12 protein-coding genes and 1 tRNA gene are annotated in these 14,216 nt (G+C 67.6%); 7 read left to right on the forward strand and 6 right to left on the reverse strand.

The genetic code is table 11. The features are described from left to right. Positions 1-4: 4 nt before the first annotated feature. Complete coding sequence (locus DT603_RS13315) at positions 5-1,060, forward strand: CDP-glycerol glycerophosphotransferase family protein (RefSeq protein WP_162350465.1); 1,056 nt, start codon at positions 5-7, stop codon at positions 1,058-1,060. Here the strand turns inward: DT603_RS13315 and DT603_RS16265 are convergent. Next, complete coding sequence (locus DT603_RS16265) at positions 1,039-2,109, reverse strand: glycosyltransferase family 9 protein (protein ID WP_162350466.1); 1,071 nt, start codon at positions 2,107-2,109, stop codon at positions 1,039-1,041. The two genes, DT603_RS13315 and DT603_RS16265, sit on opposite strands and share 22 nt — an antisense overlap. A 241-nt stretch (positions 2,110-2,350) precedes the next feature. Between DT603_RS16265 and DT603_RS13325 the strand changes: the two genes are divergently transcribed. Then, the gene (locus DT603_RS13325) at positions 2,351-3,334 is read left to right on the forward strand and encodes a glycosyltransferase (protein WP_162350467.1); all 984 of its coding nucleotides are present in this window, start codon (positions 2,351-2,353) and stop codon (positions 3,332-3,334) included. A 5-nt stretch (positions 3,335-3,339) separates the two neighbouring features. Here the strand turns inward: DT603_RS13325 and DT603_RS13330 are convergent, their stop codons facing one another. From DT603_RS13330 to DT603_RS13345, 4 genes are read right to left on the reverse strand one after another with little or no spacing between them, the layout of a single operon-like run. Continuing rightward, a complete protein-coding gene (locus DT603_RS13330) occupies positions 3,340-4,848 on the reverse strand; it encodes a PH domain-containing protein (protein ID WP_162350468.1) in 1,509 nt (502 codons plus the stop codon). 43 nt (positions 4,849-4,891) lie between these two features. Continuing rightward, positions 4,892-5,431 carry a PH domain-containing protein gene (locus DT603_RS13335; RefSeq protein ID WP_162350469.1) on the reverse strand — a complete coding sequence of 180 codons (540 nt, stop codon included), beginning with the start codon at positions 5,429-5,431 and terminating at the stop codon, positions 4,892-4,894. Further along, complete coding sequence (locus tag DT603_RS13340) at positions 5,428-6,342, reverse strand: lauroyl acyltransferase (RefSeq protein ID WP_162350470.1); 915 nt, start codon at positions 6,340-6,342, stop codon at positions 5,428-5,430. Before DT603_RS13340 ends, DT603_RS13335 begins: the two co-directional genes overlap by 4 nt. Positions 6,343-6,397: 55 nt before the next feature. Further along, complete coding sequence (locus DT603_RS13345; protein ID WP_162350471.1) at positions 6,398-6,898, reverse strand: hypothetical protein; 501 nt, start codon at positions 6,896-6,898, stop codon at positions 6,398-6,400. 142 nt (positions 6,899-7,040) lie between these two features. On the opposite strand from DT603_RS13345, the gene dtd reads away from it, so the two are divergent. From dtd to DT603_RS13370, 5 genes are all read left to right on the forward strand, one after another. Beyond that, on the forward strand, positions 7,041-7,481 hold the full coding sequence (dtd, locus tag DT603_RS13350; protein ID WP_162350472.1) for a D-aminoacyl-tRNA deacylase: 441 nt from the start codon (positions 7,041-7,043) through the stop codon (positions 7,479-7,481). A 109-nt stretch (positions 7,482-7,590) separates the two neighbouring features. After that, positions 7,591-9,444, forward strand: a complete 1,854-nt coding sequence (rpoD, locus tag DT603_RS13355) for an RNA polymerase sigma factor RpoD (protein WP_162350473.1) — start codon at positions 7,591-7,593, stop codon at positions 9,442-9,444. A 170-nt stretch (positions 9,445-9,614) separates the two neighbouring features. Continuing rightward, positions 9,615-11,144, forward strand: coding sequence for a glucan biosynthesis protein (locus tag DT603_RS13360; protein ID WP_162350474.1), 1,530 nt, complete (start codon positions 9,615-9,617; stop codon positions 11,142-11,144). Then, positions 11,141-13,033 carry a glucans biosynthesis glucosyltransferase MdoH gene (mdoH, locus tag DT603_RS13365; RefSeq protein ID WP_343037761.1) on the forward strand — a complete coding sequence of 631 codons (1,893 nt, stop codon included), beginning with the start codon at positions 11,141-11,143 and terminating at the stop codon, positions 13,031-13,033. Before DT603_RS13360 ends, mdoH begins: the two co-directional genes overlap by 4 nt. Before the next feature lie 66 nt (positions 13,034-13,099). Continuing rightward, positions 13,100-13,175, forward strand: a tRNA-Ile gene (locus DT603_RS13370). 512 nt (positions 13,176-13,687) lie between these two features. Here DT603_RS13370 and DT603_RS13375 read toward each other — a convergent pair. Next, a complete protein-coding gene (locus tag DT603_RS13375) occupies positions 13,688-13,948 on the reverse strand; it encodes a hypothetical protein (protein ID WP_162350475.1) in 261 nt (86 codons plus the stop codon). Positions 13,949-14,216 lie beyond the last annotated feature (268 nt).

Genomic DNA, 14,216 nt, shown 5'->3' on the forward strand with positions numbered 1-14,216 from the left:
GTCGATGGCCGATTACCTGTTGTTTGCTACCGAACGGTATGCGCTGCCTATTCTGCAACCTTTGGCCTGGGCCCTGCATGGAGCGGGCCACTCGGTGCACGCCTGGCTGGAAGGCGCGGCGGCCGGCGGCACATGGCAGGCACCGGTGCAGGCTGTCGGGATGCGCGAGGCGGTGCAGCTGAAGCCCCGCGCCGTGTTCAGCGCCGCCAACTGGGTGCCGCCCTTCGTTGCCGGTGCCAAGGTGCAGCTGTTCCATGGCTTCAACGTGGAAAAGCGCGGCGACGCGCGCGGGCACTTCCGGGTGCGCGGCATGTTCGACCTGTATTGCACCCAGGGACCGGCCACCACCGCCCCGTTCCAGGCACTGGCGGCCAGCCAGGGCCATTTCGCCGTGGTTGAAACCGGCTGGCCCAAGCTCGATCCGCTGTTCCGGGACGACACTGGAGAGGACCTGCTGCTCAAGGCGCCCGCCGGCGGCCGCCCGGTCGTGCTGTTTGGTTCCACCTTCACCGAACGCCTGAGCGCCGCGCCGTGGCTGCTCGATGCGATCGCCGCGGAAATCGCGCGCGGTGACCGCTACTGGCTGCTGACCCTGCATCCCAAGTGCGCGCCGGAACTGTTCGAGCGTTATCGCGCACTGGCGGGACCCCACGCGGCGTTCGTGGAAACCGAGCAGCTGGTGGCCGCGCAACGCGCCGCCGACGTGCTGGTGTCGGACACCTCATCGATCGTTTCCGAATTCCTGGTCCAGTACAAGCCGGTGGTGACCTTCCGCAACCGCGCTCCGAAACCGCACATGCTCGATTTCAGCGATCCGGCACAGCTGCCGGCGATGCTGGCGCAGGCCTTCGCCCCCTCGCCGGAGCTGCAGGGCGAAATCGTGCGTTACGCCGACAGCATCCACCCGTATCGCGACGGTCGTTCCAGCGAACGCGTGCTGGCCGCGGCGGAGGATTTCTGTGCCGGCAGGCTCGGCGTGCTGTGCCGCAAGCCGCTGGCGGCGCGACTGCGTGCACTGCAGATTCGCGGGCGGCTGGGTTACTGGGGATTGCCTGGCTGACCTTCGGCAGGCGGGCCGCAGTGATCCCGCGGCTGCAATGACCGCCACGCGTCAATCACCCGTGCCGCCGGCAGGTCGCGCACCTGGCTGTCGTCGCCCTTGTCGACTTGCAATGCGATGACCTGGGCCGGGCCAAGCGGCCGCCACTTGAGCGGCGAGGCCGGCCCGAACATCACTACCAGCGGGCAGCCCAGGGCCGCTGCGGCATGGGCGGGACCGGTGTCCACCGAGACCATGCTGTGGGCCGCTTCGATCAGGGCCAGCAGGCGCGGGATCGGCAGGTCAGGGGCCAGGTTGTGCATTCGCGGGTCGTTGGCCGCCGCCGCGCGCACTTCCTCCAGCACCTCCGCTTCCGCCGGCGAACCACACAGCAGCACCTGGGCATCCGGGTTGCTTTGCCAGATTGCCCGGGCCAGCGCGGCCCATGATTCGGGCGGCCAGTGTTTGGGATGCTGGCGCGTGGCCAGCGTCCCACGCTTGTGGGTGCGCTTGTTGCCCGGCTGCAGCAGCACCAGCGGACCGCTCAGCCCCCTGGCTGTCCGCCAGGCCTTGAATTCCACGCGCGCCGCCTCGCTCACGGTCAGCGCGGGCAGCCGGTAATCCTGCGCGGCCACCGCGACGGTGCGATACGAAGCGGGTGGGTCCTGCTGGCCCATTTCCAGCCACAGGTCGGGCCAGAGCCGCGGCGCGGCACCGGCGGGTTCCCGCGGACGACGCACGATGTCTTCCTCCGGCACGCCGCCGCGTCGCAGCAGCGCGAGCAGGCGTGGGTGGTTGTCGCACATGTAGACCGGCCCACGTCCGCGCTGGCGCAACCAGTGCGCCACGCGCCACTGGCTGGGACACAACGGGTAAGGCGTATTGCGGCTGGCGATCAGCTCGACCCGATCCACCGCCGGGTCGCCGGCCAGCAGCGCGCGGGTCCAGGCACCGGCACCGACCACATCGACCGGTGACTGGTAGCGTGCGGCCAGCAGGTGGACCAGGGTGGTCAGCACCACTACATCGCCGAAGGCCCCGCAGCGAACGAGCAACGGGGGCGCGGTCACCGCCCGTATCCCCTGCGGAATGCAGCGCCAGGATTCAGAAGGCGCCAGGGCCAGGCGGTTGATTGCGGGCCGGATTCAAGATTCAGGCGCATCCTTGGCTTCCCGATCGATTCAGGGGGGTGACGGAAACAATGCACAGGCGTGCACAGGGGCCGGATCCGCAAGATCGTCGCCGGTCACCAGCGAATGTGGCGCCCCCAGCATCACCTTACCTGCCGCCGGTTATCCACGGAATCCCGAAGTGCGCATAAACCTGATCATCGCCGACAACGGGGCGGGCCTGACCCGCGACATGCATCTGATGTCCAGGACTCTGGCCGATGCCGGGCTGGACATCTCCATTACCGCCCTGCGGCGCGGAAAATTGCGCAAATGGTTCCGTCCCTGGCGAGTGCGGGCAGGCAACCTGTGGCGACGGGTCTGCGGCCGCAAGCCGCCCTTCCGCCTCAACCTGATGCAGGAACACATCCGTGCCGAGTACCTGCCGTGGGCCGATCGCAACGTGCTGGTCCCGCATCCGGAGTACCTCAACGAAAAGGACATCGCATTGCTGGGAAAGATGGACTGCGTGTTCGTCAAGACCGGGCATGCCGGGGAGATCTTCGCCGGCCTCGGCAGCCGCACCGAATACATCGGCTTCACCAGCGAGGACCGGTACGAAGGCGGGGTCGAACGCCGGCGCGCTTTCCTGCATGTCCCCGGCAAGAGCGGCAACAAGGGTACCGGGGCACTGCTGGCCGCGTGGAAGCAGCACCCGCACTGGCCGCCACTGACCATCGTGCAGCGCTCGCGCCGCCCCGCCGGCAGCGAGGAGCCGCTGGCCAACGTCGTCCTGCGTACCGACTACGTGCCCGAACAGGAATTGCGGGAGATGCAGAACGCCCACCGCTTCCACCTGTGTCCGTCGGAGACCGAGGGCTATGGGCACTACCTGATGGAAGCGCTCAGCGTGGGTGCGGTGACCCTGACCACCGACGGGGCGCCGATGAATGAGCTGGTCACCGCCGAGCGCGGCATCCTGATCGGAGTGGCCCGTACTGGCCGGCAGGCAGCGGCTGTGACCTGGCTTGCCGATCCGGCCGGGATTGCGGAAGCGGTCGAACGCGCGCTGGCCCTGGACGAGGCCCAGTGTGACGCGTTGGGCGCGGCGGGACGGCGCTTCTTCCTCGCCAACGACGCCGCCTTCCGGGAACGCCTGCCCGCCGTGGTCCGCGGCTGGCTCTAGCTCCGCTACCAGCGCAGCCGTCGACGTGCCAGCGCACTCGACAGTTGCCGGTAGAGCGCGCGCGCATCGGCTTCCGGCAGGAACCGCAGCTGCAAGGACGGCGCCAGCCCGCTGGCACCGGCGGTATCCAGCCACAGGCTGGCCGTGCCCATGCGGCGATCAATGGGCGAACGCACCAGCCGCAGCGCCTGCAGCTTGTCGATTTCCGCAAAACGCCAATAGCGCGACCACCAGCCGCCACGGATCGCGACCAGGCGCTCGTCCACGGCATAGGCCGCGCGCCGCGCCTGCTGGCGCGAGGCATAAGCGCTCCATGGCAGCCACAGCAGCGGCAGCAATCCCCAGGCGTGCTGCTGCCACGCGCTGAGCACTGCCGCGCCCGCCACGCACAGGAGTGCGCCAGGCAGGAACAGCCGCCACCAGGCGCTGGCGGGCAGGGCGATCCAGTCCGTCCGCGGCCAGTGCACCTGCGGCAACAGGTGCCGCACCAGCGCGTCGCAGGCCTCGGGCGTGGCGATGGGCGCCAGTTCCTTCAGCGCGCGCCCGTCACCCTTCCCCTGCTGTTCGGCCACGGCAGTGTCGATATGCAGGCTGCGTCGCTTCAGCAGGCGATGCAGCATTCCTTCGTGCAGGGTCCAGGCCTGGATCCGCCGCCGCGCCACGCTGGTGCGCAACCGCGACAGCAGGCCGCGCTCGACCATCAGCCGCCGGGCTTCCTCGCTCAGGCGGAAGCCGTGGTACTGCATCAGCGCCAGCACCACGGACAACAGGCGCAAGGCCAGCAGTGCCAGCAGCACCAGCGCCATGACCGCCGCGGCAGTGGTGAACCAGCCGTATTGAAGGTGGCTGGCATAGCCGAACAGGCGCCGCCCGAGCGTCTCGACGTAGTTCGCCATCACCTGGTCGGGAAACAGCTGCCACGCCGCACCGAATGCGGCCGCCATCACGATCATGCCGCGGTTGGACACCAGCCCCAGGCGGATCACTTCGGCAGTCGGCAGCGACAGCAGGCTGTCGACCGGCACCACCGGCGTATCCACGGCCAGCACCTGGCCGCGATGCTTGACCAGGCTTTCCAGCGCCAGGGCCTGGTCCAGGCGCAACACGCGCATCTGCGCCTCGGGCTTCTGCCCGCCGGCCGATTCCAGGCGCACTTCGGCCACCCCGAACAGGCGGTGCAAAGCCGTCTGGTGCAGCACCACGTTGTGGACGCGCGAATAGGGAATCTCGCGCAGGCTGCGGTGCAGCCAGCCTTCGCGGATGCTCAATCCGTCGCGGCCGATACGGTAGCGGTAGGTGAAGTACTGCAGCACCGAGATCACCACCAGCACGCCCACCGCGATCAACGGCCCGATGCCGGTCCAGAACCCCTCGCGGCCGGAGCCGCCGCCAAAGACCAGCAGCGCCACCAGTGGCAGCAGGAATTGCCTGAGCTGTTGCAGCAGCACGAACAGCCACGACCACGGGTGCAGGCGATGCTCGCGCAGCAGGTCCGAACTGGGCGCCTCGCTCATGGCGATCGCCTCCGTGCGGCCCGCTTCCATGGGGTCTGAGAGGTCACAGGGCGTCGTCGTGGTCGAGCTGGCGCGCCAGGCGGTCGCGCAGGCGTTCGGCATCGTCGCCGTCCAGGCCCGCGACCGATACGGCCGCCATCCGCGTGCCGGCCGTGTGCACCACCAGCGTGGCCAGGCCGAACGCGCGTTCCAGCGGCCCACGCTTGAGATCCAGGTGCTGGACCCGGGAAATGGGCACCCGGCTTTCGGTCTGCCACCAGCGGCCCCGTTGCAGGGCGAAGCCGTCCTCGTCCAGTTTCCACAGCGTACGTCGGTGGCGTTTGGCCCCCAGCCAGGCCCCCAGGGCCGCGCCCAGCAGGCCGCACACCGGCGCTGCCAGCCAGGGGTTGGCCACATGGGTGGCCGTCGCCAGCACGCCCGAAGCCAGGGTGGCCGGGACTGCGAATCCCAGGCCGCCGCCAAAGGCGGCCAACTTGGTCCCGCGCGCGGGCAGGTGCTGCCATGCCCCGCCTTCCACGCGGCCTTCCCCGACAGGTGCAGTGGAAATCTGATCGGCAGCCAGCGGCGCGTCGTGGTCGCTCATGTCGGATTCGGTTCCTTGTAGGGATTGGGTTCGCCGCTGCCAGGCGGCCGCGCGCCATAGCGCTTGTAGGTCCACTGGTATTGCGCGGGGTCGCGACGGGCAATGCGTTCGACCGTCGCGTTGAGCACGGCCGCGGCGGCGACCGGGTCGGTATCGGCAATGCCGGCCGGCGCCGGCTCCACGTGCAGCGCGAAGTCAAGGTCAGGGCCGGTGCGCTCGCACCAGGCGAACAGCACGGTGGCGCCGGTACGTTCGGCCAGCCGTGACACCAGGGTCATGGTCAGGGCCTGCTTGCCGAAGAACGGGGCGAATTCGCCGTCGCCCAGCTTCGGCTGCTGGTCGGGCAGGATGCCGACCCCGCCGCCGGCCTTCAGCACTTTCCACAACTGCCGCACCGCCGGCCCTTCCGCCCGCACCTGGCGGATGTTGTCGGCACCGCGCACGCGCAGCAGGAAGGCATCGCCCACTGCCGACTCCGGCGGCGCATAGACGATGGCGATGGGCCCGCGCGAAGACAGCCACTGGTTGAGCAGTTCCCAGTTGCCGAAGTGCGGCGCGGCCACGATCACGCCTTTGCCCGAGGCCAGCGCCGCGTCGTACAGCGCTTCGCCATGGCGTTCGCGCAGGCAGGCCAGGTTGTCGGCATGCGGGTGGGTCCAGAAGCGCAGGGTTTCCAGGGCCTGGCGCGCGGTGGTACGCAGCACCCGGCGCTGCAGCTCGGCGCGCTGCGACGGCAGCAGTTCGGGGTAGGCCAAGCGCAGGTTGCACCGCGCTACCTGGCTTTCGCGGGCGTCCAGGCGTCGCCACAGCCAGGCCAGCGCGTCGGCCAGCGCGCGCAGCCAGGGCCAGGGCAGGGAAGTCAGCAGGGCGGCGCCGCGATGGAGCAGGCCGGCCGAGGTCTCGGGTTTCATGCAGCGGAGTCTATCGGCTTGCCGCGCCCAGCCGACGTCCATGGCCGCTGCCGGCTCACGCCGCCGCAGTACGGTCGCGGTAGCGGAAGGTCAGCCACAGGCCGACCGAAACGGCGTAGCAGAGGTTGGGGATGAAGGCCTTGTCCAGCGTGGTCAGCGCGGTCGTGACCGCAATGAAGTTGGTATAGGCGGCCTGCGCGGCAGTGAACGCGCCGACCATCAACACCGTGCGGGTCAACACCGGCATGCCCATCCCGATCGCCAGGATGGTCACCTCCGACACCAGCGCCCCGACCAGGAACGGGACCACGGCGCCGATCAGCACCAGCATGGCGAGTTCGCGCTGGTGGAACGAGGACAGCAGCAGGTGGGCGAAGGTCAGCCCCAAGGCCTTGCTGATCAGGAACATCAGGATGCCAGTGGCATACGACATGATCCTGACGTACTGCTCGGGGCCTTGCGAATTCAGGATCACCTTGCCGGCGATCCAGACCTGGCCGGCAATGGTCAGCACGATGAGCAGCTGCTCGACGATGGTGAAGACGTCCCATTTCATTGTTGCTCCTTCCCTGGCACCGCATCCGTTGCGTGGGCCCGAGGGTAAGCGGCGGCCCATGCGCATTCAACCCGCGCCCGCCGTGCCTGCGAGGCGGTACGCTTCGGCCCTGCCTGCTCCGGGTCCGGGACCCACACTGCCCATGCTTTCACTCATTCAACGCGTTACCCAGGCCAGCGTCAGCGTGGAAGGACAGGTGGTCGGCACCATCGGTCCCGGCCTGCTGGCCCTGGTGGCGGTCGAGCCCGGCGACAGCGAGGTCCAGTTCGCACGCATGGCCGAACGCCTGCTGGGCTATCGGGTGTTCGCCGACGGGGCCGGCAAGATGAACCGCTCGCTGGCCGACACCGCCGGCGGCCTGCTGCTGGTCAGCCAGTTCACCCTGGCTGCCGATACCCGTTCGGGCATGCGCCCCAGCTTCACCACCGCCGCCCCGCCGGAAGAGGCTGAACGCGGCTACAACCGTCTGGTCGCCCTGTGCCGGGAAAAGCACGCCGCAGGGGTGGAAACCGGCCGTTTCGGTGCCCATATGGTGATCAGCCTGATCAACGACGGGCCGGTGACCTTCCTGCTTCGACCCTGACGTTGATAGGGGGAAGTGGACCCCGGCGCAACCTGATCGGGCCCCAACCCCCTCCTGGCGGGTATAATGCTGGGTTCCCCATTCTCCTTATCCGGTGGCGCAAGCACACATGGCCAACGAACGTCCTGCCCAACAATCCGACATCAAGCTGCTGATCAGCAAGGGCCTCGAACAGGGCTACCTGACCTTTGCCGAAGTCAACGACCACCTGCCCGACGACATCGTCGACGCGGAGCAGATCGAAGACATCATCGGCATGATCAACGGCATGGGTATCGAGGTGCACGAAGTCGCACCCGATGCCGAAACCCTGTTGCTCGCCGGCAACAGCACGGGCAACCGTGAAGTCGACGACACCGCGGCCGAAGAAGCCGCCGCCGCCCTGACCCTCGATACCGAAGGCGGTCGCACGACCGACCCGGTGCGCATGTACATGCGCGAGATGGGTACGGTCGAGCTGCTGACCCGCGAAGGCGAAATCGCCATCGCCAAGCGCATCGAGGAAGGCCTGGGCCAGGTGCAGGCTTCGCTGGGCAGCTTCCCGTGGTCGGTCGAACTGCTGCTGGAAGACTACGAAACCCACAAGGCCGGCAAGAAGCGCCTGGCCGAGATCGTGGTCGGCTTCAATGACCTGGTCGAGGAAGTCCCCGAGCCCGTGGTCGTCGCGCCGGTGGCCGACGATGCCGAGGCCGAGGACGAGGAAGAAGAACCCGCAGTCGAGGAAGAGGCCGAGGAGGCCGGTCCGACCGGTCCGGATCCGGAAGAGGTCGCGCGCCGCATGCAGGCGATGGCCGACACCTACGCCAAGTTCAAGAAGTCCTATGCCAAGGGCGGCGCCGACAACAAGGCCGCGGTCAAGCTGCGCGCCGAGATGGCCGACGTGTTCGTCACCCTCAAGCTGCCGCTGGCCCTGACCGACACCCTGGTGCGCAAGCTCCGCGAAGTGGTCCAGCAGATCAAGGACCACGAGCGTCGCGTGCTGTTCCTGTCCACCAATTCGGCCAAGATGCCGCGCAAGGATTTCATCCGTGCGTGGGAAGGCAACCAGACCAACGTGGGCTGGGTCGATGAAGTACTCAAGCGTAAGCAGAAGTGGTCGTCGGCGCTGCGCGACGTGCGCGAGCAGATCATCGCCGAGCAGGAAGCCACCATCGCCATCGAACACGCGATGCACCTGAGCCTGCTGGACATCAAGGAAATCAGCCGGGCGATGGCCTATGGCGAAGCCAAGGCGCGCAAGGCCAAGAAGGAAATGGTCGAGGCCAACCTGCGCCTGGTCATCTCCATCGCCAAGAAGTACACCAACCGCGGCCTGCAGTTCCTCGACCTGATCCAGGAAGGCAACATCGGCCTGATGAAGGCCGTGGACAAGTTTGAGTACCGCCGCGGCTACAAGTTCTCCACCTATGCCACCTGGTGGATCCGCCAGGCCATCACCCGTTCGATCGCCGACCAGGCGCGCACCATCCGCATCCCGGTGCACATGATCGAGACGATCAACAAGTTGAACCGCATTTCCCGCCAGATGCTCCAGCAGTACGGTCGCGAGGCCACGCCGGAGGAGCTGGCCAAGGAAATGGACATGCCCGAGGACAAGATCCGCAAGGTGATGAAGATCGCGAAGGAACCGATCTCCATGGAAACCCCGATCGGCGACGACGAGGATTCGCACCTGGGAGACTTCATCGAGGACACCAACGTGGAGTCCCCGATCGAGAACACGGTCAACATCAACCTGTCCGAAACCGTGCGCGACGTGCTCGCCGGCCTGACCCCGCGCGAAGCCAAGGTCCTGCGCATGCGCTTCGGCATCGACATGAACACCGACCACACCCTCGAGGAAGTCGGCAAGCAGTTCGATGTCACCCGCGAGCGCATCCGCCAGATAGAGGCCAAGGCGTTGCGCAAGCTGCGTCATCCCTCGCGCTCGGAACAGCTGCGCAGCTTCCTCGACATCGAGTAAGCCGCCCCGCAAGCCGCGTCGCCGCAACATCCAGGAGCCCCGCCACCAGCGGGGCTCCTGCGTTTCAGCGGCAGGTATGGGCGCGGCCGCACGCGAGGGCGGTTCCGCCGCCATCGCATCGATGCCTACAATGCACCGCGACTTCCCCCGGTCGCGACGCGAGGTGCCCCGTGCACAGAAGACAATTGTTGCTCGGCGGCCTGTCGCTGCCACTGATCGCACTGGGCAGCAACAGCCTGCTGGCCGCGCCCGTCCGGACACTGACCGCCACCAGCGCGTTTGATGCCGACACCGTGCCTGGCCTGGCCCGGGTGCTGGCCGCCGCCCCCTACATTGCCCCGGCCACCGATCTGCCGCCCTGGCTGGCCGCTATCGGCTATGACGAATACCGCGACCTGCGCTTCAATCCGGCGCATGCGCTGTGGCGCCGCGAGGCCCTGCCGTTCCAGGCCCAGTTCTTCCATCGCGGTTTCCTGTTCAAGCAGCGCGTGCAGCTGTTCACCGTCAGCGGCGGCCGTGCCACGCCGGTGGATTACTCACCCGACCTCTTCACCTTTCGCCACGCAGCCAGACGCGCACGCAACGAACACGAACTCGGCTTCGCCGGGCTGCGCCTGCATGCGCCGATCAACCGTGCCGATTATTTCGACGAGATCGCCGCCTTCCTGGGTGCCAGCTATTTTCGCGGCGTCGCCAAGGGCCAGGTCTACGGCCTGTCCGCGCGCGGCCTGGCATTGAACACGGTGCAGGCCGCGGGCGAGGAATTCCCGGTATTCCGCAGCTTCTGGATGGAACAGCCCGCGCCAGATGCCGACAGCGTCGTCGTGCACGCGTTGCTCGACAGTCCCAGCGTGGCCGGCGCCTTCCGTTTCCTCATCCGGCCTGGAGTTGAAACGTTGTTCGAGGTGCAGTCGCGGCTGTATCCACGCGTGGAATTGCGCCATGCCGGCATCGCGCCGCTGACCAGCATGTACCAGTTCGGCGCCAGTGATCGCGTCGGTGTCGATGACTACCGCCCTGCCGTGCACGATTCGGAAGGCCTGGCCCTGTGGACCGGCGCCGGCGAGCAGGTCTGGCGGCCTCTGAACAATCCGGCGCTGGTGCAGGACAGTGGCTTCGAGGACAACGCGCCCCGCGCGTTCGGCCTGATGCAGCGCCAGCGGAAGTTTTCGGATTACGCAGACAGTGAAGCGCATTACGAAAAACGCCCGAGTGCCTGGGTGGAGCCGGTAGGCGACTGGGGCAAGGGTGCGGTGCATCTCATCGAGCTGCCGACCGCCGACGAATACCACGACAACATCGTTGCCTTCTGGAAGCCTGCCACCCCGCTGGCGGCCGGGCGCGAACATCGCTTCGATTACCGCCTGCACTGGTGCAACCAGCACAGCTGGAGGCCGGAACTGGCGACCGTCGCCAACACCATGATCGGGGCCGCTGCGCAAGGCCGCCGCCGCGTGATCATCGACTTCGCCGGCGATGCATTGAAGGACCTCGGCCAGGACGCGGGCATCGCCCCGGACGTGTGGGCCAGCACGGGCAAGGTGTCCAACGCGGTCGCCCATGCGGTGGAAGCCACCGGCGGCTGGCGCATCGGCTTCGAGCTGGACCCGGCCGGCGCGCAGGCCATCGAGCTGCATGCGCGGCTGGCTCGCGGTACCCAGCCGTTGTCCGAAACCTGGCTGTATCGCTGGACACCGTGAGCGCCGGCGCAGTGGCAAGCGATGCCTACGAATCAATGCCGCCGGCCGCGCCGCTGGCCATGCCGGTGCAAGCGCTGGCCAGCGGCAGCCTGCAGGCGCGCGCGTTGCCCAGCGCGCCGCCGCGCATGGCCTGGCGGCGCCTGTACATGCTGGGGGGCACCGCCGCGCTGACCGCCGTGGCGGCCTGGCAGATGTGGCGGGTCTTGCGCGTGGATGGCCTGGGTGTGCTGGAAGGTGTGTTGCTGCTGCTGTTCGTGTTTCTGTTCGCGTGGATCGCGCAGTCGTTCCTCGGCGCGGTGGTCGGGTTCGTGCTGCTGCTGTCGCGCCGGCCCGCGATGCTGGGCATCGATGCGCGCGCGCCATTGCCGTCGCTGTCCCTGCGTACGGGCCTGCTGATGCCGACCTACAACGAAGACCCGCAGCGGCTTATGTCGGGGTTGCAGGCCATCTACGAATCGGTGCGCGACACCGACTGCCTGGACCACTTCGATTTCTTCATCCTCAGCGACACCACCCGCACGGACATCGCCGCGCAGGAAATCGCCGAGTTCCATGCCCTGGTGGAACGCACCGGCGGGCAGCGGCGCCTGTTTTATCGCCGGCGCGCCGACAACCATGAGCGCAAGGCCGGCAACATCGCCGAATGGGTGCGGCGTTTCGGCGGCGCCTATCCGGCCATGCTGATCCTGGACGCCGACAGCCTGATGACCGGCGACACCATCGTGCGCCTGGCCGCGGCCATCGAAAGCCACGACGACGTCGGGCTGATCCAGTCACTGCCGTGCATCGTCAACGGCACCAGCCTGTTCGCGCGCATGCAGCAGTTCTCCGGGCGCGTGTACGGCCCGGTCATCGCCCATGGCGTGGCCTGGTGGCATGGCGCCGAGAGCAACTACTGGGGCCACAACGCCATCATCCGCACCCAGGCCTTCGCCGCGCATGCCGGCCTGCCGGAACTGCCCGGGAACAAGCCTTTTGGTGGCCACGTGCTCAGCCACGATTTCGTCGAGGCCGCGCTGATGCGGCGCGGCGGCTGGGCCCTGCACATGGTGCCTGCGCTGCGCGGCAGCTACGAGGAAGGTCCGCCTTCGCTGACCGACCTGCTGGTGCGCGACCGCCGCTGGTGCCAGGGCAACCTGCAGCACGCCGCGGTGCTGCGCGCGCGCGGCCTGCACTGGGTCAGCCGCTGGCATTTCATGATCGGCATCGGCCACTACTTCACCGCGCCGATGTGGGCAATGCTGATGCTGGTCGGCCTGGCCATCCCGCTGGAACACGCCAGCTTGGATCTGCAGGGCGCAGCCGCCGCGTTCTCACCGGTGGCCTACTGGAAGTCGCTGGACCCGCAGCGGATCCTGTGGCTGTTTGTGGCCAGCATGGGCGCGCTGTTCGCGCCCAAGTTACTAGGCTACCTGGCGCTGCTGCTGGATCCGGTCGAGCGCCGCGGCTGCGGTGGCGCGCTGCGGGCGCTGGCCAGCATCCTCATCGAAAGCGTGCTGGCTGCATTGATGGCACCCATCGTGATGTACGTGCAGTCGCGCGGCGTGGCCGAGGTGCTGGCCGGCCGCGACTCGGGCTGGGAATCACAACGCCGCGATGACGGCACGCTGCCGCTGTCGGCGTTGCTCAAAAGCTACGGCGGTGTGACCCTGTTCGGTCTTTGCACCGGTGCCGTGGCCCTGCTGATTTCGCCTGCACTGGCCGCGTGGATGGCACCGGTGACCCTCGGCATGGCCCTGGCCATTCCCATCGTGGCCCTGACCTCCGCCCGCGCACCCGGGCAGTGGTTGCGCCGGCACCAGCTGTTGAGCATTCCCGAAGAAACGCAGGTTCCGCCGATCCTGCAACGCGCCGCTCAGTTGCGTGGCCGCGGCAACACCGCGCACTGACTTATCAATGCATCGTCATGGCGCGCCCACATGCGTGGCGAGCGGCCAGCTACAATTGCAGCGCGCGGGCCCATAGCTCAATGGTTAGAGCAGAGGACTCATAATCCTTTGGTTCCAGGTTCGAGTCCTGGTGGGCCCACCACGCTTACGTACAAGGATGTCCAGTAAAGTCCAGTAAGCACATAAAGACTCCGCATATCGCGGGGTTTTTTGTCCGTGCTAGTCCTAGCGATTCCACTTCAGTCCCACCAAAAAGTGAGTCAGATGGTGAGCCACCGACTGGTGCCCAGTCGTTCTGACTCACAAATCGCCGACTCGCATGCGCACCGACATCATGCTGCACTCACTCAAGCTGCGTGAGGGCGCATACCGCGACGCATACACCAGTGGCCTCTGCGACGAAGTGCGCCCGCGGCGAAAAGGCTTGGCGGACTGGCTGAGTCACTTGCCGACTTGCGCGACGTCTTGCCGTCGAACGTCGCGATGGTGCGGGCCTTGTCGTAGGGACGACCCGCGTGTGGTCCGGAATCGACAGGTAACCCAGCGTGGCCTGCGGGACTCGGTCATGCTCTTACGGCTGCTGGTGAGTTGATGCGTGACACCGTGGCGGCAGCCGCTTGAGCCAGGCATTCCTGCGGTGTCCAGGGTACCGGTTCAGTGCGCTTCTTCCGCCTCGTCAGCCGTCCAGGTGGAATCGTCGAACTGGCGGGGGTACTGCTGCAGCGTCTGGCGCATCGGTGGAACAGGGCCGAGGTCGCCGGGATGGTCTTTCAGCGCCTGCGCGCCAGCGGCCAGCTGGGCAATGATCAGGTGCAGGGCTGCATCGGCCTGGGGCTGCAGTTTGCAGTTGGCAACCATGTAGGCGATCTGCTGCTGGATTTGCGTGGCCACCGCGACCACCTGGACCGGGTCCATGTGGCCGTGCTCGTGATGCTGCAGTACATCGACGGCGGGCCCTCGGCCGACTGAGCGAATTCTGTCTGCGGCAGTGGTGTGAAGCCCGGTCGCGGTCCAGGCGGGCGAAGCGAGCGCCGCATCCACGCGGTGCGTTGATGCATTTCCGGCCGGTGCGTCGTGTCGGCCCGCCTGGCCGCTGGCCGGGATTGAAGCGGCGGCGCGTTGCTATCTGAGCAGGGGTACTGGAGGACGCTGCCCGCGATTCCGGTAATCGCAGGCGACGCCC

The organism is Pseudoxanthomonas gei (assembly GCF_010119615.1).
GTDB lineage: Bacteria > Pseudomonadota > Gammaproteobacteria > Xanthomonadales > Xanthomonadaceae > Pseudoxanthomonas_A > Pseudoxanthomonas_A gei.

What these genes read in the sequence shown, in the direction of transcription:
- DT603_RS13315 (WP_162350465.1), top strand. Translation starts at nt 5, where the DNA reads ATGGCCGATTACCTGTTGTTTGCTACCGAACGGTATGCGCTGCCTATT.
- DT603_RS13330 (WP_162350468.1), bottom strand. Translation starts at nt 4,848, where the DNA reads ATGAGCGAGGCGCCCAGTTCGGACCTGCTGCGCGAGCATCGCCTGCAC.
- DT603_RS13335 (WP_162350469.1), bottom strand. Translation starts at nt 5,431, where the DNA reads ATGAGCGACCACGACGCGCCGCTGGCTGCCGATCAGATTTCCACTGCA.
- DT603_RS13340 (WP_162350470.1), bottom strand. Translation starts at nt 6,342, where the DNA reads ATGAAACCCGAGACCTCGGCCGGCCTGCTCCATCGCGGCGCCGCCCTG.
- DT603_RS13345 (WP_162350471.1), bottom strand. Translation starts at nt 6,898, where the DNA reads ATGAAATGGGACGTCTTCACCATCGTCGAGCAGCTGCTCATCGTGCTG.
- dtd (WP_162350472.1), top strand. Translation starts at nt 7,041, where the DNA reads ATGCTTTCACTCATTCAACGCGTTACCCAGGCCAGCGTCAGCGTGGAA.
- rpoD (WP_162350473.1), top strand. Translation starts at nt 7,591, where the DNA reads ATGGCCAACGAACGTCCTGCCCAACAATCCGACATCAAGCTGCTGATC.
- DT603_RS13375 (WP_162350475.1), bottom strand. Translation starts at nt 13,948, where the DNA reads ATGGACCCGGTCCAGGTGGTCGCGGTGGCCACGCAAATCCAGCAGCAG.